The sequence below is a fragment of the Citricoccus sp. K5 genome (assembly GCF_902506195.1).
Lineage (GTDB): Bacteria > Actinomycetota > Actinomycetes > Actinomycetales > Micrococcaceae > Citricoccus.
This window is the reverse complement of sequence record NZ_LR732817.1, coordinates 234641-256794: the sequence shown is the minus strand read 5'-3', so window position 1 is coordinate 256794 and position 22154 is coordinate 234641. Positions and strand designations below refer to the sequence as shown.

General features: G+C 70.6%; 21 protein-coding genes. 12 read left to right on the top strand and 9 right to left on the bottom strand.

Going from position 1 to position 22154, the window contains the following annotated elements:
• Window positions 1–91: 91 nt before the first annotated feature.
• Window positions 92–1039 (top strand): LysR family transcriptional regulator, encoded by a 948-nt coding sequence (locus BOSE125_RS01150; protein ID WP_159548891.1) that lies wholly within the window; start codon window positions 92–94, stop codon window positions 1037–1039.
• Window positions 1040–1093: 54 nt separating this feature from the next.
• On the opposite strand, the gene BOSE125_RS01145 is transcribed toward BOSE125_RS01150, so the two are convergent.
• Window positions 1094–1555, bottom strand: a complete 462-nt coding sequence (locus BOSE125_RS01145) for a nuclear transport factor 2 family protein (protein ID WP_159548889.1) — start codon at window positions 1553–1555, stop codon at window positions 1094–1096.
• Between the two features lie 44 nt (window positions 1556–1599).
• Here BOSE125_RS01145 and BOSE125_RS01140 point away from each other — a divergent pair, with 44 nt between their 5' ends.
• Genes BOSE125_RS01140 through BOSE125_RS01110 form a run of 7 tightly spaced genes read left to right on the top strand, consistent with a single transcriptional unit; the run spans window position 1600 to window position 12711 of the window.
• Window positions 1600–2058 carry a 23S rRNA (pseudouridine(1915)-N(3))-methyltransferase RlmH gene (locus tag BOSE125_RS01140; protein WP_159548887.1) on the top strand — a complete coding sequence of 153 codons (459 nt, stop codon included), beginning with the start codon at window positions 1600–1602 and terminating at the stop codon, window positions 2056–2058.
• 51 nt (window positions 2059–2109) lie between these two features.
• Window positions 2110–7062, top strand: a complete 4953-nt coding sequence (locus BOSE125_RS01135; protein WP_159548885.1) for an ATP-dependent helicase — start codon at window positions 2110–2112, stop codon at window positions 7060–7062.
• Window positions 7063–7065: 3 nt separating this feature from the next.
• Window positions 7066–7980 (top strand): DNA-formamidopyrimidine glycosylase family protein, encoded by a 915-nt coding sequence (locus BOSE125_RS01130; RefSeq protein WP_159548883.1) that lies wholly within the window; start codon window positions 7066–7068, stop codon window positions 7978–7980.
• A 42-nt stretch (window positions 7981–8022) separates the two neighbouring features.
• A complete protein-coding gene (locus tag BOSE125_RS01125) occupies window positions 8023–9213 on the top strand; it encodes a glucose-1-phosphate adenylyltransferase family protein (RefSeq protein ID WP_159548881.1) in 1191 nt (396 codons plus the stop codon).
• Window positions 9214–9268: 55 nt separating this feature from the next.
• On the top strand, window positions 9269–10288 hold the full coding sequence (locus tag BOSE125_RS01120; RefSeq protein ID WP_159548879.1) for a pseudouridine synthase: 1020 nt from the start codon (window positions 9269–9271) through the stop codon (window positions 10286–10288).
• A gap of 5 nt (window positions 10289–10293) precedes the next feature.
• Complete coding sequence (locus tag BOSE125_RS01115; protein WP_159554525.1) at window positions 10294–10899, top strand: DedA family protein; 606 nt, start codon at window positions 10294–10296, stop codon at window positions 10897–10899.
• Window positions 10900–10902: 3 nt separating this feature from the next.
• The gene (locus BOSE125_RS01110) at window positions 10903–12711 is read left to right on the top strand and encodes a hypothetical protein (RefSeq protein ID WP_159548876.1); all 1809 of its coding nucleotides are present in this window, start codon (window positions 10903–10905) and stop codon (window positions 12709–12711) included.
• Here BOSE125_RS01110 and BOSE125_RS01105 read toward each other — a convergent pair.
• Window positions 12708–13016, bottom strand: coding sequence for a hypothetical protein (locus BOSE125_RS01105; protein WP_159548873.1), 309 nt, complete (start codon window positions 13014–13016; stop codon window positions 12708–12710). The two genes, BOSE125_RS01110 and BOSE125_RS01105, sit on opposite strands and share 4 nt — an antisense overlap.
• A gap of 48 nt (window positions 13017–13064) precedes the next feature.
• Between BOSE125_RS01105 and BOSE125_RS01100 the strand changes: the two genes are divergently transcribed.
• Together BOSE125_RS01100 and BOSE125_RS01095 are read left to right on the top strand one after the other, a co-directional pair.
• Window positions 13065–14267, top strand: coding sequence for an NADH:flavin oxidoreductase/NADH oxidase (locus tag BOSE125_RS01100; protein WP_159548870.1), 1203 nt, complete (start codon window positions 13065–13067; stop codon window positions 14265–14267).
• A gap of 9 nt (window positions 14268–14276) precedes the next feature.
• Window positions 14277–15047: a glutamine amidotransferase gene (locus BOSE125_RS01095; protein ID WP_159548867.1), complete on the top strand. Its 771-nt coding sequence runs from the start codon at window positions 14277–14279 to the stop codon at window positions 15045–15047.
• 4 nt (window positions 15048–15051) lie between these two features.
• Here the strand turns inward: BOSE125_RS01095 and BOSE125_RS01090 are convergent, their stop codons facing one another.
• The 5 genes from BOSE125_RS01090 to BOSE125_RS01070 all read right to left on the bottom strand — a co-directional run bounded on the left by BOSE125_RS01090 (window position 15052) and on the right by BOSE125_RS01070 (window position 18653).
• Window positions 15052–15483, bottom strand: coding sequence for a hypothetical protein (locus BOSE125_RS01090; RefSeq protein WP_159548864.1), 432 nt, complete (start codon window positions 15481–15483; stop codon window positions 15052–15054).
• Between the two features lie 24 nt (window positions 15484–15507).
• Window positions 15508–16842 (bottom strand): hypothetical protein, encoded by a 1335-nt coding sequence (locus BOSE125_RS01085; RefSeq protein ID WP_159548861.1) that lies wholly within the window; start codon window positions 16840–16842, stop codon window positions 15508–15510.
• 73 nt (window positions 16843–16915) lie between these two features.
• Window positions 16916–17356 (bottom strand): hypothetical protein, encoded by a 441-nt coding sequence (locus BOSE125_RS01080; protein ID WP_159548858.1) that lies wholly within the window; start codon window positions 17354–17356, stop codon window positions 16916–16918.
• 59 nt (window positions 17357–17415) lie between these two features.
• Window positions 17416–18312, bottom strand: coding sequence for a glycine zipper domain-containing protein (locus tag BOSE125_RS01075; protein ID WP_159548855.1), 897 nt, complete (start codon window positions 18310–18312; stop codon window positions 17416–17418).
• On the bottom strand, window positions 18312–18653 hold the full coding sequence (locus tag BOSE125_RS01070; RefSeq protein WP_159548852.1) for a DUF6507 family protein: 342 nt from the start codon (window positions 18651–18653) through the stop codon (window positions 18312–18314). The genes BOSE125_RS01075 and BOSE125_RS01070 overlap by 1 nt, the downstream gene beginning before the upstream one ends.
• A gap of 223 nt (window positions 18654–18876) precedes the next feature.
• Here BOSE125_RS01070 and BOSE125_RS01065 point away from each other — a divergent pair, with 223 nt between their 5' ends.
• Both BOSE125_RS01065 and BOSE125_RS01060 read left to right on the top strand, forming a co-directional pair.
• Window positions 18877–19416, top strand: a complete 540-nt coding sequence (locus BOSE125_RS01065) for an NUDIX hydrolase family protein (protein ID WP_159548849.1) — start codon at window positions 18877–18879, stop codon at window positions 19414–19416.
• A gap of 3 nt (window positions 19417–19419) precedes the next feature.
• Window positions 19420–20340 (top strand): DUF6707 family protein, encoded by a 921-nt coding sequence (locus BOSE125_RS01060; protein WP_159548846.1) that lies wholly within the window; start codon window positions 19420–19422, stop codon window positions 20338–20340.
• 33 nt (window positions 20341–20373) lie between these two features.
• Here the strand turns inward: BOSE125_RS01060 and BOSE125_RS01055 are convergent, their stop codons facing one another.
• Together BOSE125_RS01055 and BOSE125_RS01050 are read right to left on the bottom strand one after the other, a co-directional pair.
• Window positions 20374–20820 (bottom strand): lipopolysaccharide assembly LapA domain-containing protein, encoded by a 447-nt coding sequence (locus BOSE125_RS01055; protein WP_236557752.1) that lies wholly within the window; start codon window positions 20818–20820, stop codon window positions 20374–20376.
• Window positions 20821–20923: 103 nt separating this feature from the next.
• Window positions 20924–22072 (bottom strand): FUSC family protein, encoded by a 1149-nt coding sequence (locus tag BOSE125_RS01050; protein ID WP_371300552.1) that lies wholly within the window; start codon window positions 22070–22072, stop codon window positions 20924–20926.
• Window positions 22073–22154 lie beyond the last annotated feature (82 nt).

The window sequence follows — 22154 nt, the reverse complement described above, 5'->3', positions numbered from 1 at the left end:
GTGGCGATGTCACCGTCAGCCTACGTATAGTTCTGCGAAGTAAGCATAAGAATTGCTTATCCATAGATCTCGCAGATTGAGTCGCTGAGCCATGGACCTGAACCTCCTGCGGACCTTTGTGGCCGTGTACGAATCGCGGAGCCTCACCTCGGCCGCAACTCGGCTCTACGTCACCCAGCCCGCCGTGAGCCAGGCCCTGACGCGCATGCGACGCCAGTGGGATGATCCGCTGTTCCACCGGGTGGGGCGGACCATGGAGCCCACCGCGGCGGCCCAGTCGATCTACCCCTCGTTCCGCGACGCCCTGATCACCATCGACCGGGCCCTGGACGCGGTCCACTCCTTCGACCCGGCGACCTCGGACCGCCGCTTCACCGTGGCCATGTCCGAGTTGGGCGAGATCGGCTATTTCCCAGCGCTGTTCGCCGCCGTCCGTTCCGCTGCTCCGGACATCGGCATCGATGTGGTCTCACTGGACCTCGATCTGCTTCCCGACTGGCTGGCCCGGGGAACGGTGGACCTGGCCGTGACGTCCCTGCCGATCTCCGGGTCCTTCGAGCACCAGATGTTGAAGACGGAGCGCTACGCCGTGCTCACGGGCCAGGAGCACCCGCTGGCAGCGGACAGGGCGGCCCCGGCCCTGACGATGGCCGACTACCTCGGGGCCGATCATGCCGTGGTGGCCAGTGATTCCGGCCGGCCAGCCCTCGACGCGGCGCTCCGGCGGCTGGGAGTACCGATCCATCCCGCGGCCTCGGTGCACCACTTCGCCTCGTTGCCGCCGTTGCTGTCCGCCCACGACAACCTGATTGCCACGGTTCCCGAGTCGATCGCGCGGGGGTGGGCGGATACCTGGCCCGTGGTGTTGCGGGACTTGCCCTTCGACCTGCCGGGAGTCGAGATCTCCCTGCTGAAGCGGACCACCAGCCAGCACACCGCGGCCCTCGACTGGTTCCACAGCACCGTGCTGCAGGCCCTGCGAGGGGACCCCGGTGAGTTCTCCTCCATCGGCGCTCGGGACCCCGGCGCGCCCCACTGAGGAGGTTGAGGGGGTTGAGGCGTTCCCCCAGGGTGCGAGCGAGAGCCGGGAACGCTACTGGAGGGGGAGCTCCAAGCCCCGCTCCGATTCCGTCCGAGGCCCCCGGATCCGGCGCTCGAGGGCGTCGATGGCCAGGTCGTTGATGCTGGCCTCCCGCCGGCACATCAGCCCGTTCTCATCGAACTCCCACAGCTCGTTGCCGTAGCTGCGCCACCACTGGCCGTCGCGGTCACGGGATTCGTACTGGAACCGGACCGCGATCCTGTTCCCGGAGTAACTCCACAGATTCTTGCGCAGCGCGTACTCCTGTTCGCGCTCCCATTTCGCCGTGAGGAACTCGACGATCTCCTGCCGGCCCGTGAGGAACCGGTCCCGGTTGCGCCAGGCGGAGTCGGATGTGTAGGCCAGAGAGACCCGGTGCGGGTCACAGGTGTTCCAGGCGTCCTCGGCGGCCTGGACCTTCTGCCGGGCGGTCTCCTCGGTGAAGGGCGGGAACGGCGGGCGGGGTTCCGTCATAGCATCTGCTCACTCTCGGTTCGGTGTCCTGACAGGATGGTCCCATGAGCGTGAAGGTCCTGGCCATCGGCAAGAAGCACGAATCCTGGGTGTCCGAGGGCATCGACCGCTACGTCAAACGACTCAAGAAGCCCTTCGACGTCACGTGGCAGCTGCTTCCCCACTCCTCCCGCGAGGGTGACGCGGCCCGCGAGGAGGAATCGACCCGCATCCTGGCCAAGGTCGGCGAGCGCGATCACCTGATGCTGCTCGACGAACGCGGCACCAACTTCGACTCCCCCGGCCTGTCCCGCCACCTCCAGGGCCGGTTCGACGCCGGACAGAGCGTCACCCTCGTCATCGGCGGCGCCTACGGTGTGGACGGCTCCGTGCATTCCCGCGCCAACACGGTCTGGTCACTGTCCCGGCTCGTCTTCCCCCACCAGCTCGTCCGCCTGGTCGTGGCCGAACAGCTCTACCGCGCTCAGGAGATCGCCGGCGGCCGGCCGTACCACCACGTGTAGGGCGGTGGGACATGGGCTAAGACGTCTGGGTCCCGGCGTAGCATGGCCGCGATGGCCCGAGACTCCCGACGCGTCTCCGCAGAACCTGCTGCGGACGAGGTGCTTGCCCGCTTCACCCCTGCCACCCGCGAGTGGTTCGAGGGGGCCTTCGCCGCGCCGACCACCGCGCAGCTCGGCGCCTGGGACGCCGTCTCCTCCGGCCAGCACGCGCTGGTCGTCGCGCCCACCGGCTCGGGCAAGACGCTCTCGGCCTTCCTCTGGGCCCTCGACGGGTTCCTGCGCGCGCCCTCGGCCACGAAACAGACCCGTGTCCTCTACATCTCCCCCCTCAAGGCCCTGGGCGTGGACGTCGAGCGCAACCTGCGGGCGCCGCTCATCGGCATCACCCAGACGGCCCAGCGCCTCGGGGAGGCCGCCCCGGACGTCCGCGTGGGCGTGCGGTCCGGGGACACCCCTGCCCGCGAGCGCCGGCAGCTGGCCAGTCATCCTCCGGACATCCTCATCACCACCCCGGAATCCCTCTACCTCATGCTGACCTCACAGGCCCGGTCCACCCTGGCGGGGGTTCAGACGGTGATCGTGGACGAGGTCCATGCCGTGGCCGGAACCAAGCGCGGCGCCCACCTCGCAGTCTCCCTCGAACGGCTCGACTCGCTATTGGCGAAGCCGGCCCAACGCATCGGGCTCTCGGCCACGGTGGAGCCGAAGGAGGAGGTCGCCCGCTTCCTCGGCGGCATTCAACCGGTCCGGATCGTGGCCCCGGCCTCCACCAAGTCCTGGAACGTGCACGTCACCGTCCCGGTACCGGACATGACCGAGCTGCCCTCGGCCTCCTCCGCCCACGATCTGGGACCCGGTTCCGGGCTGCAGACGAACGCCTCGATCTGGCCCCACGTGGAGGAGCGGATCGTCGACCTGGTCGAGGCGAACCGCTCCACCATCGTCTTCGCCAACTCCCGCCGTCTCGCCGAGCGGCTCACCGGCCGACTCAACGAGATCTGGGAGGAACGGCAGGGCGCGGACCCGCCCCCGGAGGTGCCCGACGCCGGCCGGTCCGGTCCTCCTGCCCAGCTGATGGGCGGCGCGGGCCAGTCTGCCGGCCATGCCTCGCAGGGAACCGGCACCGAGTTCGCCCGAGCGCACCACGGTTCGGTCTCCAAGGAACAACGCGCCCTCATCGAGGACGCGCTCAAGTCCGGCCATTTGCGCTGCGTGGTCGCCACCAGTTCGCTGGAGCTCGGCATCGACATGGGCGCGGTGGACCTCGTCATCCAGGTCGAGTCACCGCCCTCGGTGGCCTCCGGACTGCAGCGCGTGGGCCGGGCCGGCCACCAGGTCGGTGAGACGTCCACCGGCTGGTTCTTCCCCAAGCACCGCGGGGACCTGGTGGACACCACCGTGGTGGTCGAGCGCATGCTCTCCGGCCGGATCGAGTCGATGTCCATCCCGGCCAACCCGCTTGACATCCTGGCTCAGCAGACCGTGGCCGCCTGTGCCCTGGACGAGCTCGACGTCGAGACCTGGTTCGACCTACTCCGGCGTTCCGCGCCCTTCGCGACCCTGCCGCATTCCGCCTACGAGTCGGTACTCGACCTGCTCTCCGGCCGCTACCCCTCGGACGAATTCGCCGAGCTGCGACCACGCGTGGTCTGGGACCGGGAGGCCGGCACCCTGACGGGACGCAACGGCTCGCAGTGGCTGGCGGTCACCTCCGGCGGGACCATCCCGGACCGCGGCCTCTTCGGCGTCTTCCTCGCCGGCACCGAGGACGAGAAGACCGGCGACGCGAAGGCCACGTCAGGCACCGCGCGCACGGGCGGGCGGCGCGTGGGCGAACTCGATGAGGAGATGGTCTACGAATCCCGCGTGGGAGACGTGATCGTCCTCGGCGCCACGAGCTGGCAGATCCAGGACATCACCCACGACCGGGTCCTCGTGATCCCCGCCTTCGGGCAGCCGGGGCGCCTCCCGTTCTGGCGGGGCGATGCCGAGGGCCGCCCCGTCGAACTCGGCGAGGCGGTCGGGGCCTTCCGCCGCGAGGTGTCGGCCGGGCTGGGCGGTGACGGGGCCGGCGTCGAGAACCCGATGGCCGAGCGCCTGGCGGCGGCCGGACTGGACGAGTGGGCCCAGGACAACCTGAGCGCGTACCTGACCGAGCAGCGCGAGGCCACCGGGCAGCTGCCCACGGAGAAGACCCTCGTGGTGGAGCGGTTCCATGACGAGCTCGGGGACTGGCGCGTGGTGCTGCACTCTCCTTTCGGCCTGCCGGTGCACGCGCCGTGGGCGCTGGCCGTCGGGGCCCGGCTGCAGGCGCGGTACGGCATGGACGGCTCGGCGATGGCCGCCGACGACGGCATCGTGCTGCGCGTGCCGATGATGGAGGACGAGCCGCCCGGGGCGGACCTGTTCCTCTTCTCGGCGGAGGAACTCGAGGAACTGGTCACCGCCGAGGTGGGCGGTTCGGCGCTGTTCGCCGCCCGGTTCCGGGAGAACGCCGCCCGGGCGCTGCTGCTCCCCCGCCGGGATCCCGGCAAGCGCACCCCCCTGTGGCAGCAGCGCCAGCGCTCGGCACAGCTGCTGGAGGTCGCGCGGAAGTACCCGCAATTCCCGATCATCCTCGAGACCGTCCGCGAATGCCTGCAGGACGTCTACGACCTTCCGGCCCTCAAGGACCTCGCCACCCGGATCGAGGCGAAGTCCCTGCGGCTGGTGGAGACCACCACGCAGACCCCCTCGCCCTTCGCCCAGTCGCTGCTGTTCGGCTACGTGGCCCAGTTCATCTACGAGGGCGACTCCCCGCTGGCCGAGCGCCGGGCCGCCGCCCTGTCCCTGGACCCCGGCCTGCTCAACGAACTGCTGGGACGGGCCGAACTCCGCGATCTCCTGGATCCGGACGTCATGGCCACGGTGGAGGCCGACCTGCAACGGCTCTCCCCGGACCGCCGGGTCAAGGGCGCCGAGGGGCTCGCGGACCTCCTCCGCCTGCTCGGCCCCCTGACCGCCGAGGGCGCCGCGGCCCGATTACGTCCCGCGGAGGAGACGGACGAGGACGAGACCAGCCTGCTGGACCAGCTCGTCACCGCGAACCGGGCCCTGCGGGTCCGGATCAACGGCGAGACCCGGTATGCCGCCGTGGAGGATGCGGCCCGGTTGCGCGATGCCCTCGGTGTGGCCGTGCCCATGGGCATCCCGCTGGCCTTCATCGAGCCCGTCGAGGATCCGCTCGGAGACCTCGTCTCCCGCTACGCGCGCACCCACGGGCCCTTCACCGCCGCCGAAGCCGGGGTGGCGCTGGGACTGGGCGCCGCCGTCGTGCTCCAGGTCCTGCAGCGGCTCGCCGCCGAGCACCGCGTGACCGAGGGGCAGTTCCGCCCCACGGCCGGCCACGGTGCTGACGGGGATGGTTCCCGGGCCTCCGGCCCGCACGAGACCGAGTGGTGCGAGGTCGAGGTGCTGCGGCGCATCCGGCGGCGTTCCCTGGCGGTACTGCGGGCGGAGGTGGAGCCCGTCGAACAGTCCGCCTATGCCCGGTTCCTCGCCGATTGGCAGCACCTGTCCCCGGCTTCCGGCGGCGGATCACCGGCCACGCTGACCGGGATCGACGGGGTGGCCACCGTGCTCGACCAGCTCTCCGGCGTCCCGGTGCCCGCCAGCGGGTGGGAGAGCCACGTCCTGCCCTCCCGCGTCCGCGACTACACGCCGGCCCTCCTGGACGAGCTGCTGGCCAGCGGCGAGTTCCTCTGGTCCGGCACGGCCGCCGCCAGCGGCAACGACGGCTGGATCGCCTTCCACAGCGCCGAGTCCGCGGACCTGTCCCTGGCCCGGACCGAGAACGTCGAGCTCGGTCCCACGCACCGGGCTTTGCTGGAGGTGCTCGACGGCGGCGGTGCCTGGTTCTTCGGCCAGCTCGCCGAGCGGGCACGCACCGTCCTCGCTGCCGCGGAGGTCACGCGCGACGAGCCGGCACCGCGGGTCTCCTCCGGGGACCTCCTCGGCGCTCTGTGGGACCTGGTGTGGGCCGGGCTCGTGGGCAACGACACCTTCGCCCCGGTCCGCGGGCTGCTGGGCCAGGGCCGCACCGCGCACAAGTCCAGGTCGCGTTCGCCGCGGGCGAGGCCGGTGCGTCCCGGCCGCGGCGCGAGACTGTCCCGGTTGAAGCGGCTCGAGGAGGCCTCCGGCAGTCTTGGCTCCGATGCGGGACGGACCGACTCACTGGCACGTCCGGCCGGTGGCCTGCCCTCGGACCTCGGGCCGATGGATGTGGCCCGGGCTGCCGGCCGCTGGTCCCTGCTGCCCGAGCCCTCGGCCGATCCGACCCTCCGGGCCCACGCCACCGCCGAATATCTGCTGGACCGCTACGGCGTCATCACCCGCGGCTCCGTGATGACCGAGGAGGTCCCCGGCGGCTTCGCAACCCAGTACCGGCTGCTGACCCGCATGGAGGAGGCCGGGCAGGTCCGCCGCGGCTACTACGTGGAGCACCTCGGCGCCGCCCAGTTCTCCACGGGGGCCACCGTGGACCGGCTGCGCGGATTCGCCCAGCAGGATCTGCCGGCGCTCCAGCCCCAGCACGCCGGGGCCCCGTCGCCCTGGCAGGATGACCGTGCCGCGCCCGCCCCGCAGGCCATCGCGCTGGCGGCCACCGACCCCGCCAACCCCTACGGCGCGGCCCTGCCCTGGCCCGAACTCCCCGCCGGTCCGGACGGGGTGCGGCCGACCGGGCAACGGCCCGGGCGGAAGGCGGGCGCCGTCGTCGTCCTCGTGGCCGGCGAACTGGCCCTGTATGTCGAACGGGGCGGGCGCACCCTGCTGCTGTTCTCGGAGGACCCCGCGGCCCTCGGAGCGACGGCCACGGCGTTGGCGTGGGCCCTGCGGACCGCGCGGGTGGAGAAGATGTCCCTGGAGAAGGTCAACGGCGTGCCGCTCAACGGCACCCCGTTGGCCACGGCGCTGGCTGAGGTGGGGTTCTATTCGTCCCCGTCCGGGCTGAGGTTCAGGTCGTGAGCCATGCCCGAAGGTGACTCCCTCGTCCGGCTGGCCGACCGGCTGCGGCCGGTGCTGGAAGGCCGGGAACTGGTCCGCACCGACTTCCGCGTCCCCCGGCTGGCCACCGTGGACCTTGCGGGGACGACGGTGCTTTCGGTGCGGCCCCGCGCCAAGTACCTCCTGCTCGAGGTCGATGCCGCCGAGGGACTGACCGTGCTCTCCCACCTCAAGATGGAGGGACGCTGGGAGACGTACTCCCGGGTGGACGGCGCCGGATCCCCCGTCACGCCGCGCTGGCGCCATCCCGGCTGGCAGGCCCGGTGCGTGCTGGAGACGGCCCGTCACCAGGTGGTCGGATTCCAGCTGGGACTGCTCGAGGTCCTGCCCACCGCTGAGGTCCCGGACCGGCTGGGCTTCCTCGGTCCCGACCTGCTGGACCCGGAGTGGGAAGTCCCGGACCGCGCCGGCGAGCTGAGGGCGGAAGCGGTCCGGCGGCTGCTCGCGGACCCGGAGCGGCCCATTGGCCTGGCCCTGCTGGACCAACGGCTGCTCTCCGGCATCGGCAACATCTACCGCTGCGAGGCCCTCCTGCTGGCCCGGCTGGACCCGCACCGTCCGGTCTCCTCCGTCCCCGACCTGCCGGGCCTGGTGGACCTGGCCCGGGACCTGATGCGTGCCAACACCGTGCCGGCCCTGCCCGGCCGACCGGCACCCCGGCGCACCACCACGGGCGTGGTGCCCGACGACGGTGCCCCCTACGGCGTGCGCGTCACACTCCCCACGGCCCGTCCGGAACGGCGGAACACGCCGCCGTACTGGGTCTACGGCCGCCAACGCGAGGGCTGTCTGCGCTGCGGCGGGCCGGTCACGGTCGGGGCTCTCGGAGACGAGACCGTGGAACGTACCCTGTACTGGTGCAGGCAGTGTCAGCGGTGACCGTCCCGGCGCCGCGGCACGTCCGATCCCGAGGAGATTGAGATGGCCGATCCATTCCCGCAGGACCGTGCCCATTCCACCGTGGCCTTCGTCCTGGCCGGAGGCCAGGGCAGCCGGCTGTCCCCGCTGACCGATGCCCGGTCCAAACCGGCCGTCCCGGTGGCCGGCCAGTACCGACTGATCGACGTGGTCCTGTCCAACCTGGCCAATTCGGGCCTGCGGGACGTGTGGATCGTGGAGCAGTACCGGCCCTTCACCCTCAACCAGCACCTGGCCGGTGGCCGGCCGTGGGACCTGGACGGCACCCGCCACGGGCTGCGTCTGCTGCCCCCGGCCGAGGGGCGCACCGAGGAGGGCTTCGCCGCCGGCAACGGGCACGCCCTGCACCAGCAGATGCCCCTGCTGGAGGCCTTCGGCGCGGACACCGTGGTGGTGCTCAGCGCGGACCACCTGTACCAGCTCGACCTGCGGCCCGCCCTGGAGCAGCACCGCGCCCGCGGCTCAGAGCTGACCGTGGTGACCACGCAGACGGACGAGGACCCCTCCCGCTTCGGGGTGGTGCAGGTGGACGCGGACCACACGGTCACCCGCTATGACCACAAGCCCGACGACCCGGACGGGAGCCTGGTGGCCACGGAGATCTTCATCTACGACGTCGCCGCACTCGGGCAGGTGACCCGCCGGCTCACGGCGGAGCGGGGGGACGCGGACGGGGCCTCCCTGGGCGACTACGGGGAGTCGATCGTGCCGCACTTCGTGGACCACCGGAGAACCCACGCCTACCGGCTGGACGGGTACTGGCGGGACGTCGGCACCGTGGACGCCTACTTCAAGGCGCACATGGAACTGCTGGACGGCAGCGGCCTGGACCTGGACCGGCCCGGCTGGCCCCTGATCACGAATCCGAAGCATGCCCCGCCGGCCTGGATCGACACCCGGGCCACGGTGTCCGCGTCCCTCGTGACGGCCGGCTGCCGGATCAGGGGCGAGGTCGAGCACAGCGTCGTCGGACCCGGCGTGGTGGTGGAAGCCGGCGCCCGGGTGTCCCGGTCGGTCCTGCTCGGCGACTGCGTGGTCCCCGCAGGAGCCGAACTGGAGTCGGTCATCGCGGACGTCGGCGCGAAGATCCCCGCCGGACGCTCCGGCCGGACGAAACCCGGGCCCGGCAACATCACCGTCCTCGTGCCGGCCGACCGCGGGCCCGCCAGCGCGGACGAGACCACCGGGAGCTGATCTCCCGCCTGAGCCTCCGTCCGTCCGCGGCTCCGCGGTCTGGAAGACTGGGGCCGTGTCCCAGCAACCGCCCCTGCCCGTCCGTGACGGCGTGAACGCCACCCGTCTCACTGTCCCGGACAGCGGTTGGGACACCATCCTGGCCTACGTGCTGCACCGGTGGGGCCATGTGGACCCGGTGGGGATCCTCGAACGCTTCCGCACCGGCGAGGTCCGCGCCGCCGACGGCACCCCGGTCACCGAGCACACCCCTCTGAGCGCCCACGACTTCGTCTGGTACTACCGCAGCGTTCCGCAGGAGGCGCCCATCCCCTTCCCCATCACGGTGCTCCATCAGGACGAGCACCTGCTGGTGGCGGACAAGCCGCATTTCCTGCCCACCACACCGGGGGGACGCTTCGTGCAGGAGTCGGCGCTGGTGCGGCTGCGCAACCAACTCGGGCTGGACCACCTCGTGCCCATGCACCGCCTCGACCGGGCGACCGCCGGCGTGGTGATGTTCTCCACCAACCCGGACACGCGGGGCGCCTACCAGGTGCTCTTCGAACGGCGTCAGATCTGGAAGGTCTACGAGGCCGTCTCGGCGCTTCCCGGCGGCGGCGCGGCAGGCCGGTTCCCGCTGACCTACCGCAACCGGATGGACAAGGTGAAGGGGGTGCTCACCGCCCGCACGCTGGACTACGGCCCCCGGGAGTCGGGCCGCTGCCTGGGCCAGGCCACCCGACCGGGCCGGAAGACGAACCGGCCGACCGTGGGGGCCAATGCCCAGACCCGGATCGAGCTGATCGGAACGGGCGTCTCCGCGGGCACTTGGGCGGGCGCCGGCGTCGCCCACCTCCGCCTGCACCCACGCACCGGCCGCACCCATCAGCTGCGCGTGCACCTGGCCGCCCTCGGGCTGGGCATCCTCAACGACCCGTTCTATCCCGTTCTGCTGGACGCCGCCCCTGACGACTATGACCGGCCGTTGCAGCTGCTGGCCCAGACGATCGGGTTCACGGACCCGCTGACCGGTGCCCCCCGGCAGTTCAGCTCCCAGCTGGCGCTGGCCGAACGCCCGAGGCCGGGGGCGTGACTGACATGCAGCCGGGTCTGGACACCGCCTGGGTCGAGTCGTTGGGCGGGTGGTTCCACCTGCTGACCGCGCTCCTGGTGGCCGTCGATGCGCCGGTGCCGCCCGTGCCGAGCGAGCTGTTCGTCATCGGCTCGGGAGCCATGTCCCAGCTGGGCAGCGTAGCGCTGGTGCCCTCAGTGCTGGCGGCGTGGCTGGGGTGCTGGGCCGGGGACATCGGACTGTATGCCCTGTTCCGGTTCCAGTTGACCGGACTGCTCGACCGCGCCTCGTGGGGCCAGCGCATCCACCGCGGCATCCTGAGGCTGCTGAACAAGGCTGGCCCGGCGCCGGGGTATGCCTCCCTGTTCGTGTTGCGCTTCGTGTCGGGCGGCCGGACGGCGTCCATGGCCGCCGCTGGGATCGCCGGCATCCCCTGGGGTCCGTTCCTGACCCTGTCAGGCATCGGTTCTGCCGTGTGGTCCGTCTACATGGTGGGGCTCGGCTGGTTCACCGGCAGCGCGACAGGCCTGCCGTTCTGGGCCAGCGCGGTGGTGGGCATGGGATTGGGTACCCTTGCAGGGTTGATCATTGCGGGGATCGTCGCCATCCGGCGGCGCTCCGGGGAGAGGTGATGGGTGAACGCTGAGTCGTCGTCCTCTGCTGCGCTGGAACGGATGAAGGCCGCGGCGGAGAAGTCGTCCGGTCCGGCAGCCACCGGGGCGGGTGACGGATCACGCCCCGATCGCGCGGCTGACAGCGCCCAAAGTGCCGAAAGCGCCGCTGAACCCACCTCGGAATCCCCTCGGAAGCCCGCCGCGGACCAACCGCGCTTGCGGCACGCCAACCCCCAGGAGACCCAGGGTCCCCTCGAGTCCTTCAACGACTGGCTCGATTCCCTCGGCGAGCCCGACTGGGACAAGGTCTCCCAGTCCATCTATGAGTCGCCGAGCACCATGAAGGCCGCCTACGAACGGCAGAAGGCACACCGCGAGGCGGAACGCGAACGCCGCGCCGAGGAGAAGGCCGAGGCCGAGCGGAAAGCCGCCGCCGAACGGGCCGAGGCCGAGCGGCAGGCGGAGATCGAACGCCAGCGTGCCGCCGAGGAGGCCGAGGCAGACCGGCTCGAAGCCGAACGGCTGGCCGCCGAAGAGGCCGAACGCGAAGTCCGACGCCAGGCCGAGGAGGAGGCATTCCTCGAGCAGGAACGGCTGCTGGAACTCCAGCGCGCCGAAGAAGAAGCTCTGCGCCTGGAGATGGAACGCCAGGAACACGAGGAGTGGCTGGCCCGCCAGCGCGAACGCGAGACGTGGGCCCTGCAGGTCGCGGCCCGCGAGTCCGATGGGACCGACTGGGTGCCGCCTGCGGACCGGCGCGCCATGCTCGAGGAGCGCGGCGAGAACCTGACCGATGCCCAACTGCTGGAGCGGGCCCGGGCCTCCTTGCCGGAATGGCGTCACCGAGACCGGATCGTGGAGAAGGCCCAGGCCATCGAGGCCTCCACGGTCCGCCGCACCCGGCCGGCGGTCGCCGCCACGGGACCGGTGCCGGCGCCCGCACCGCGCGGCTACATCCCGCCCTACAACCTGCCCTCCCGGGAACCGGACCCGAAGCCGACCGCGCTGGACCTGCTCCGCCGGGTCACCGTGACCGTGGCCTACCTGGTGTTCGTGCTCGGCGGCGTCTACGGCCTCGGCTTCCTGGGCGAGGACGCCACCGGGCCGTGGCTGCACGACCTGCATCAGGGACGGTTCGCCGGCGGCTTCTCCATGCTGTCCATGGCCTTCTGGCACCAGCTCATCTGGCCGGTGCTGTGGGTGGCCCTGGGCATCTACACGGTGCATCAGTGGTTGCCGAGCCAGGCCTCAGCGGACCGGCAACGCGCCACCGGCTGGCGCGTGGCAACGGCCCTGGTGGCCACGGTGGTGTGGTTCGTCCTCGCCCGGACCGGGGTCATGCTCGGCGTCGAGCTGGTCGTCTGGTTGGCCCTGGGCTATCTCCTGGTGGACAGCGTCCACCAGCTGAACCTCTACACCGCGCGAAACCGCGTGGAGCGGGCCATCACGGACGGCATGATCGGGCTGTTCACCGGATGGGCCCTGATCTTCGCCGCCACGAACGCGTCCGTCTGGCTGCAGTCCCTCGGGGTCAACCTGCTCTGGATCCCCGGCTCGGTCTGGGCCGTGCTCACCCTGGTGGTCGTGGTCTGGGGCACCTCCATGATGTCCATGACCGAGCGTGGCCGCATCAGCATTGCCCTCGGCCTCTCCTGGGGCCTGACAGCGATCCTGGTGCCCCGGCTCATCGGTTCCATGTCTTCCGTCTGGGTCGCGATCGTGGCCGCCATGGGACTCTTCATGGTGCTCCTGGCCACCGAGAACCGCCGCTACCGGATCAACCACGCCGAGCACCGGGCCGCCCTGGGCCACGAGGTCGACGAGTTCTAGCCGACCGGCGCCCACCGGCCGCGGTCCCGGCGGAGCACGTCCAGCCGACCGGTCGTGGCCACGTCCCGGACACCCTCGCGCATCCGGCTGGCCGCGGCCACGGCGGCGCGGTTCTCCGAGTCCCAGGTGGAGTCGGGCACCGTGAACCGCAGGACGATGCGCGGGACCCGTGCCACGACCTCCAGGTCCTTGGCCTCCACGTTGTGGGTGGCGGCCAGGGCCGTCTCGGCCCGGTCCATCACCTCTTCGGGGGCATGGCCTGGCAACAGGTCACCGATCTGGAGTCGGGCGCGGAAGGACGGCATGGGGCCAGTCTAGGAATACTCCCGGACCACCCCGTGGTTGTGCCTGACATGAGTCTTCTCTTCGATCCCGTGACCGTGTCCGGCCTCACCCTGCGCAACCGGCTGATCCTGCCGCCCATGTGCCAGTACAACGTCACCGCCAAGGACGGCGTCCCCGGGCCCTGGCATCTGGCGCACCTGGGTGCCCGCGCCACCGGTGGCTTCGGGATGGTGGTGGCCGAGGCCTCCTCGGTGCTCCCCGAGGGACGCATCTCGGACCAGGACACCGGGCTCTGGAACGAGGCCCAGCGTGATGCTTGGGCCCCGATCGTCGACTTCATCCGCTCCCAGGGCGCCGTCCCGGCCATCCAGCTGGCCCATGCCGGCTCCAAGGCCTCCACTTGGCCGGCCCACCCGGGCTACCCGGATGAGGCCATCCCGCTGGACGAGGGCGGCTGGGAGACCGCCTCCCCCTCCGGTGTCCCGGCCGTCTCCGCCGTCGGCCCCACCCGGGAGCTGAGCGGCGCCGAGATCGAGCAGGTCATCGAGGCCTTCGCCGCGTCCGCCCGCCGTGCTGACGAGGCCGGATTCGGCGCCGTGCAGATCCACGGGGCCCACGGTTACCTCATCCACCAGTTCCTCTCCCCCGTCACCAACCGCCGGACCGACGAGTGGGGCGGCTCCTTCGAGAACCGCACCCGCCTGGCCCGCCGGATCGTGGAGGCCGTCCGGGAGGTGTGGCCGGCGGAGAAGATCCTCGGCATCCGGCTCTCCGGTTCCGACTGGCTCGAGGACAGCTGGGGCGAGCAGGACACCGTCCGCCTCGTCCGCGAGCTCACAGGTTTGGGCCTGGACTGGGTGGATGTCTCCTCCGGCGGCATCGGGGACGTCTACCAGGGCCCCAAGGGTCCCGCCTACCAGGTTCCCCTGGCCGACGCCGTCCTCGCCGGCACCGCAGACCTCGCCCTGGCCTCGGGGCAGGGCATGCCGGTGTCCGACGACGGAGCCTCCCGCCGCCTGTTCGTCTCGGCCGTCGGGGCGATCACCGATCCCGAGCTCGCCGAGTCCGTGCTCGCCGAGGGCCGGGCGGATGCCGTCGACATCGGCCGGGCCGCCCTGGTCCGCCCCAACTGGCCCGTGGAGGCCGCCCAGTCGCTCGGCGACGAGCGGTGGCGGCAGCTGCTCGCCCCGGCCTATCACCGCGGTTCCTGGGGCCGGCTGTCCACCCCGGTGCGCCAGCGGGAAGCGGCGGCCGCAGGCGTGGCGGGCTGACCTGACCGGGTGCTGCCCTTCTTACTGATCCAGACCCGCGCGGACGATGCCGTCGCGGCGGACGAGGTCCGCTCCACCACCGCACTCGGCGGCTTCGCCGACGGCGAGCTGACCCCGCTGCGACTGGACCGCCTCGTCGCGGCCGCCCGGCCGTCGTCGGGCGGCACCCCGGACCTCGATTGGGAGGCCCTCCTGGTCCGCCATTCCGGGGTGGTGGTCGGCGGCGGCCCGTTCAATTCCTCCGACCCGGAGGAGTTGAAGTCCGACCTGCAGGTCGCCGTCGAGGCTGAGCTGCGGCGGATGCTGGATGTGGTGCTGGACCGGGATATCCCGTTCCTCGGTGCCTGCTACGGCGTCGGTACCCTCGGCCTGCACCAGGGGGCCACAGTGGACGGGACCTATGGGGAACCGGCCGGGGCCGCCGTCGTGCGTGTGACCGAGGCCGGGCGGCGGGATCCGTTGCTGGCCGGCGTGGCCGCGGAGTTCACCGCCTTTGTGGGTCACAAGGAGGCCGTCCGCCTCCTGCCGCCCCACGCCGAGGTGCTGGTGACCGGCGAGTCCTGCCCGGTGCAGATGTTCCGGATCGGGCGGCACCAGTACGCCACCCAGTTCCACCCCGAACTGGACCTGCCCGGACTGCTGTTCCGCCTGGAGACCTACGCGGGACACGGCTACTACGAGCCGGCCGAGACGGAAGAGCTCTTCACCCGCGTGCGGGCGGCCACGGTGACCGAGCCGCAGAAGGTCCTGGCGAACTTCCGTTGTCGGTACGCGCGCTGACCGGCTAGCGAGAGGTGCGGCCGGACTTCCGCTCCTGCAGCCAGGCGGTGACCTCCTGCTCGGTGATCCCCCCGTCTTCCCAGTCCCGGTACCACGCTGGCTTCAGGGCGCGGGGCAGTCGATGGCTGGTCCACACGGCGGCCACCAGGCTGGCGACCAGGCCCACAGTCAGGGTGAGCGACCATCCACCTGGGGCCGAGCCGGTGCCACCGGCGGCGAGGATGAGGCCACCGAAGACAGCCACGAACAGCACGGCGATCCCGGCCAGAGCCATGGACAGCAGGCCCCAGTACCGTCCCGTCAGGGTCAGCGGTGGCCGCACCAGCACCCAGCTCCGGAACCGTCCGCTGTAGGACAGCCACGCCGTCAGCAGGAAGCCCGCACCGACCAGGGCCACCACGGCGCCTACCACGACACCGATCATCAGATCAGACACGACGGCTCCCTCGCTCTTCTACGATCACCTCTGAACGGCGGACCGTTCCAGTCCCTCGGGCGTCAGCCGGACCAAGAGGTCACGGTAGACGTTCCGGGTGGCGGTGGCCTCCAGGATGATCCCCTCCCCGGTGGACACCATGCGGTACTGGCCGTGAATCCCCGCCCGCAGGTAGGTCGCTGGGGGGCGCTCATCCGCGTGGTGAATCGTCCAGACCAGCCAGGGCTCCTCCCAGACCCGGACGAGTTCCGGGCTGGCGGCCTCCGGAGGTGTTGTCCGCGCATCGATTCGGGCCAGCACGGCACCCCGGTCCAGCGGTGCGGCCCCGACGTCCAGGCCCCAGGCCGGGGACAGCCCCAACCAGGCTGCCACGTCATGAGCCACCTCGGCCTGGTCCAGTAATTCCGGACGCAGTGCGCCAGCGGGAGCGTCGTCGTCGACGTCAGTGGTCAAGGAGGGTCCGGCCAGCACGAGGGCCTCGCCACGTTGCCCGAACCACATCTGGTACATCGAATTCCGCGCTTCGGTCTGGGCGGTGATCCGGAACGACGCGGCCGTGTCCCGCCAGGCGGCGGTGAACACGGCCCCCTGCTCCGTCAGCCGTCCTCCGGCCTCCGCCAGCCCGTTCTGGACCAGTCGGCTCAGCTCCGGTCCCGCGGCCCCGATCTCCAGCCGGCCGAGGCCACTCGTGATCCGGACGCCGCCGGAATCCGGAGCCATGGTCGTGGTGGCGGACAGCCGCTCGAGCAACCTGATCTCCTCGGCCCCCAGCCACGGAGCGGCGCTGCGGTAGGGCTGGCGTTTGGCCAATTGGCCCAGCCGTTCCAGGGGTCGCTGCCCGCGCACTGAGACGAACTCCTCCAATGCCGGTTCCCGGTCCGGCGTGAAAGAGAACTCCGGACCGATCCATTCGTTCAAGTCCGCCGGGTCCACTGCGACGCTTTCGGCGATGCGCCGGAAGCGGGCGTCCCACTCGGCGATCTCAGCCTCGGCGCAGGACAGGGTCAGCACCACGGACGCCCCTGAAACCAGGAAGGCATACTGCACCACGTGGACCAGGTGCCGGTCCGCGGCGTAGGTGTACTCCAGTCGGCGGCCAGTGAGGCCGCCGTGGCGGAAGGGGTCAAGCTCGTCCACCGCCAGGAACCGCGGCATCGCCTGCGTGACCGTGACCGCGGCCATCAGCACGGTGGACAGCTGAGTCACCGTCCCCTCGAATCGGTTCGAGGTGAGGACGGCGTTGGCAATGAAGCCGGCGGTGCCCGCCCCGTCAGCGGACGACTGCTCGGTCCAGACACCGTGGCTTCCCCGGGCTACGGTGAATCCCTCGAGAAGAGTCCATTCCGCGGGGAAGCTCACTGTCACTCCGCCGGACTGCTCGGCTCGCCACATTGCACCTGAGAAATGGTGGGGATTGCCAGGGTGGTTCATATCAACCCTTTTCGTTTCGACGACGCTTCTTCTGAGCCTTCCGAGCCCTCATGACCTCACGGATCTCCGCTTCGGGCCGCCCCCGGTTCTCCCACTCGCGGTACCAACCCGGTTTCAGAGCATCCGGTTGCCAGTGACTGAGAACGAATGTGGCCACGAACGCCACGGCAACCACCGTCAGCCACACTCTCTCTGGGAGAGGCGGTCGGGACTCCGGATTGGCCAAGGACAGCGTGTACCAGACGTGCACTCCGCTGTAGATGACCGCCGAGCCAAGCACAGCCATGGGCAGCAGAGCCCAATGGGGGCCGAAAGGCGCCCCGACCGGACGGAACAGCACCCACTTCAGATAACTGCCCCGGTATGAGACCACGGAGATGCCGATCAGCACAGCCCCCACGGCAATCAGCAAGGCCCCGACAGCCGCGGCTTCCACGTCCATAACCACCGTCCTTCAGAGCTCATACATTTCAGCCTTGGCCACCGCACCAAGGAGGTCGCTCAGCCCCACAGACTATTCCATGCGTCGCCGATGGCGTCGCCGAAGCCATCACCGTCACGCATGTTGTCAATGGTGTTGCCTGCGAGCTCACCGACGAAGCCCCCGACCACACCACCGACGACCGTGCCCACAACGGGGATCGGAATGAAGCTGCCCAGGAATGCTCCGACCGCGCCCCCAGCGGCTGCACCACCAGCACCCCAGGCCGCAGACTCGATAGCACTGCCCCGCCGCTCGGACTCGGTCATGTCCGGGTTCTCGATGCCGTCTGCCATCTGGATCTCCAGATGGAAGGCCGAGACCCTGGTCTCGATGGTGACGCTGTCAAGGATCTCGAAGGAGTACTGGTCCACGCGCAGCCGTTCCAGCACGTCCTGGACGCTGGAACTTGCGGCCCCCGTGGCGGGGTGGCCGGCGGCACCGGTCCCAGGAGCGGAGGGGTTGGCGGCCTTGATGGAATCGGCGCAGGTCTGCTCCAGCTCCAGCAGCAAGTCCGCCACGGCGTTGACCTCGGTCTGTGCAGCCTGTTCCTTGTTCTCCCGGTAATTGGGGTCCTCCGGGGTGGATTCAGCCCAACACATCTGGGCCTGGCCGACCGCCGCGTCGTAACGCGACTTGAGTGCATCGATCCCGTCGCAGTAGTCCGAGAGCGCCTGCTCGATGGCCTGCGTGGACAGGCTGACCCCGTCGCCGTAATCCAACATCACCTCGAGGGCATTGACCATCTGTTCCTGGCCGGTGGGGCTGATGATGGCGGCGTCGACCGGGGTCCAGGCATTGCGGGTGTCGATGCAGTTCTGGTCCACGTCGTTGCCCACCGTCTTGATCTGGGTGGCGTCGGAACGCAGCGCGGAGGTATCCGGGAGTTCCGGCAGCCCGGAGAGGTCAACCGCCATCAGTTGGCCTCCTCGTCACTGGTCACGACGTCATCCATCGCGTAGCGGGCGTCCTCGGCCATGGTCTCCGAGCCGTTCACCCAGGCGTTGATGATCTTCTGGCCCTCGTTGCCGACATTCAGGCCGCGCCACTTGGCCAGCGTGATGAGCTTGCCGATGTACTCGTCATGAGTGGACTGCAGGGCTCCGGTGATCAGGGCCGACTTGCAGGTGCCGATCGCCGCCTCGAAGGCGTTGCCCGCGGTGGTCTCCAGGCTGTCGAACTCATTGGCCTGCTCCAGCGTGTTGTCCACCACGGTCTGCGCTGTCCCCTCGTACACCGTCCAATCCGGTATGGCCACGTTGTCCTCACCGTTCCGATGTCCGGGGCGCAGCCCCCGCTCCAGGCCCCGGGAGACGATCTCACCTGGGTCAGCAGGAACACTATGGGCTTCCCATCCCTCGCCGCCACCTGCGGGCTTGGGGAGAACTCCCCATGCCCGACGGGACGATCGTTCCCCTGTGTCGGGCGGTCCACGGTCCGTCGGCGTGACCGGTGCACCGGACTCGGGTAGAACTGAGGGCATGAGCGTTCGCACCCCCGACCCGAATCCCGGGTGGCTGTCGGAAGAGGAACTGTACGAGGCCCGCCGCCGCCTGCCCATGGTCTACGTGGAGGCCCTTCCGGTCCGCCTGGACCCCCTCGGATACGTGTCGGAGATCGGGCTGCTGTACCTGGCCGACGGTGACGGTCACTTGCGCCGTACCCTGGTCTCCGGCCGCGTGCAGTACCGGGAGACCGTGCGTGCCGCCCTGATGCGTCATCTGGAGAAGGACCTCGGCCCGCTCGCGCTGCCGCAGCTGCCGCCGTCCATCACCCCGTTCACGGTGGCCGAGTACTTCCCGAGCCCTTCTGAGACCGGGCTGACGGACGATCGCCAGCACGCCGTGGCGCTGGCGTACCTGGTCCCCGTGACGGGTGAGTGCCAGCCTCGCGGCGATGCCCTTGAGCTGTCCTGGCTGACCCCGGAGGAGGCGGTCAGCGAGGCGATCCAGTCCGAGTTCATCGGTGGCCGCGGGAACCTGGTGCGCCAGGCGCTCGCCCACGTGGGCTGGGGGCGCTGAGCCATGACCTCCCCGAACCCTCAGAACACCGGAACGCACGACGCCGCAGGAGACTACCTGCGCTCCGTCAAGGCCCAGCAGGTCGGTCCGGGCGACCGGTTCCTGACCCGGCAGGGTGAGCCGTCGACCCCGGTGGCCCAGATCCGCACGACCCGTGACGATTTCGGCACCCCGGCGCTCGTGGTCGCCACACTGTCCGACGGCCGCGAGGTGCGAATCGCCTACGGCTCCACGATCCGCGTGCGCACGCACCGTCCTGCACCGGCCCTGGACGTCAGCACGGACCTCTCCCCCGTGGAGGAAGGCAGCCCGGAGGCCACGGTCGTGGAGGTCGCCCAGCTGCACCCGGACAACCAGCACGTGCTGGCCGTGGCCTCGAAGCTGTCCCGGGGCATCAACCTGCGCTCGGGCGCTCAGCTCGAGGACATCGACACGCTGGCCCGGCACCTGTTCATCGACCTGGACGACTCCGACGGCGCCCTGCGGCTGACGACCCTGCTGACCCAGTTGCCCTATGACGGGGCGATGGGGCGGTGGAAGTCCATCGAGTCCTCCCTGGCCCTGGCCGCCAACATCCACTTCCACCGCGGAGAGGAGGCGGAGGGCCGGGCGGCCGGTGCCCGCCTGGCCGAGCCGGACCAGGACGAAGGGGATCCGATCCGTGCCCAGCGGGCCGCCGAGATCCGCCAGCGGCAGATGAACGAGCCGAACCTGTATGACCGGGAGGTGCTCCGCGCTGAGGCCAACGGCGATCCGATCGGCGAACGCGGGTGGCGCGAGTCCCGTCTGGCCACGCTGATGTACCTGCGCGCCCGCGGTGGCTCGGAGACCTTCACGGAAGAGGAGCTGGACCGGCGCGTGCGCCGTGAGGTCGCGGCGTTGCGCGCCCTGGCCGACCGGCTCGCTGAGTCCGGCGAAGACTGAGGGCCGGCTCCGCGGGACGGACGGCCCGGGCTTTTACCGGAGCTGGGCCTTGATGGCCTTACGCTCCTTCTCCAGCTTGCGCACCCGGTGGCCGAGCTTGACGAGCCGCACGGAGCCGAAGAGCCCCATCACGAGCACGCCCGCGATCGCCGCGAACAGCATCGCGATACCCAGGGGCAGGCTGAAGGTCCAGCCGAAGTAGGCGAAGTCCGCCTCCACGTTGTTCTGCAGGATGAAGATCAACAGCATCACGAGCACCACGGCACCGAGGATCAGCGCGATCCAGGTCCCGCCGCTGAGGCCCGTGCGGGCCGGCTGGTCCAGGGAGGGATCCGTCTCCACACGGGACGGGGAGGTGCCTTCTGGGACGGTGTCCAGCTCACGGTTCGGCCCCGGTGACCCGACCGGATCGGCCTCGACCTCGTACTCCAGCTCGGTCTCTCCTCGATGCGCCGGTTCCACGGCGCCGGGTCCGGTCACGGGAGGCTGCCCGTCCTGAGGGTTGTCGTTTCTGCGTTCCATGTCAGGTCTCGCTCTCGTTACCGGTTGGTACAGGTCAAGCTACTGCCGTTGTCCCGCTCGCTCAACTCCCGCCGCCGGCGGGGGTGGCCTTCGAGGGGTTCTCCAGGCGCAGCACCCATTTGCGCCAGGCCCAGGGCGTCATGACGCAGGCCATGCCCACGACGGCGCCGATCACGGTCTCGACGAAGCGGTCGTAGATCAGCCCGGTGGTGTCCACAGCGGCGGTGGAGGCGCTCATGGCCAGGACGGTGGAGAGCAGGGCCAGTGGGGTGACGGCGATCTGCGCCAGTACGTATTGGCGGGCGATGTAGAGCTCGGCGGTGCACTGCAGCAGGGCGATGATCAGCACGATGGCCCACAGCGGCGGGTGGATCCACAGCACCCCGGCGAGGACCAGCAGGCCCACGAACGTGCCCAGGATGCGCTGCAGGCCGCGGTTCACGCGGTAGCGCGTGGAGTGGCCGACGAGCGGGACCACGGCGGCGACCATGGCCCAGTAGTTGTGATCGATGCCCAGCACCGGACCCAGTGCCGTCGCCAGCGAACCGGCGACCCCGGCGGCCACCACGTACCAGGCCGCCTCGGACCAGACCAGCCGGTGCCGACCGGTGATCGGCTGGCCGGCGGGCCGTTCGATGCGGTGCCGGTTCCGGGGCAGTACCCGGGAGGAGATCCCGACCAGCAGCGCGAACGCGATGGTCAGCACCGCCGTCAGCATCGCCTCGCCCAGGGGCGGCTGGAACGGCACGGAGGACACTGCCGCGAAAGCGAAGATGTGGAACAGGGACCCGGACGGGCGCAGGTTCCAGTAGGCGGCCGCCACGGCACAGGCCCCGGCCACGAGGGTGGTCAGCCCCACCAGGGCCCAGGGCTGCTCGGAACCGGACAGGCCGTTGCGCCCGGCCAGGGTGGCCAGCAGTAGCACCACGGCCATGAGGGCGCCGGCCCGGGACTGCATCTGCAACCGGGCGCCGTGCGCCAGGTTCCGCCCGTAGATCCCGGTGAAGGCGCCGAAGGAGGCGAAGACGGCCAGGTCGATCCGGTCGATCAACAGCAGTGTCAGCAGCGGGACCAGCACCGTGATCCCGCAGCGGACCGCCACCTCGTGGTCCCGGTCGGCCGGTGCCATGGTGAACAACGAGGGGATCGGGTTGATGTCCGCGAGCCGAGACCTCGTCCGGCCCCCGGCCTCCTCCGTGCTGTCCGCCACCGTCCGCCTCATTCTCCTGTGGTCATGCTTCTCCCCCCTGATACATACCATTGATGGCAGACCCCCGAGCGAAGGAACCCCG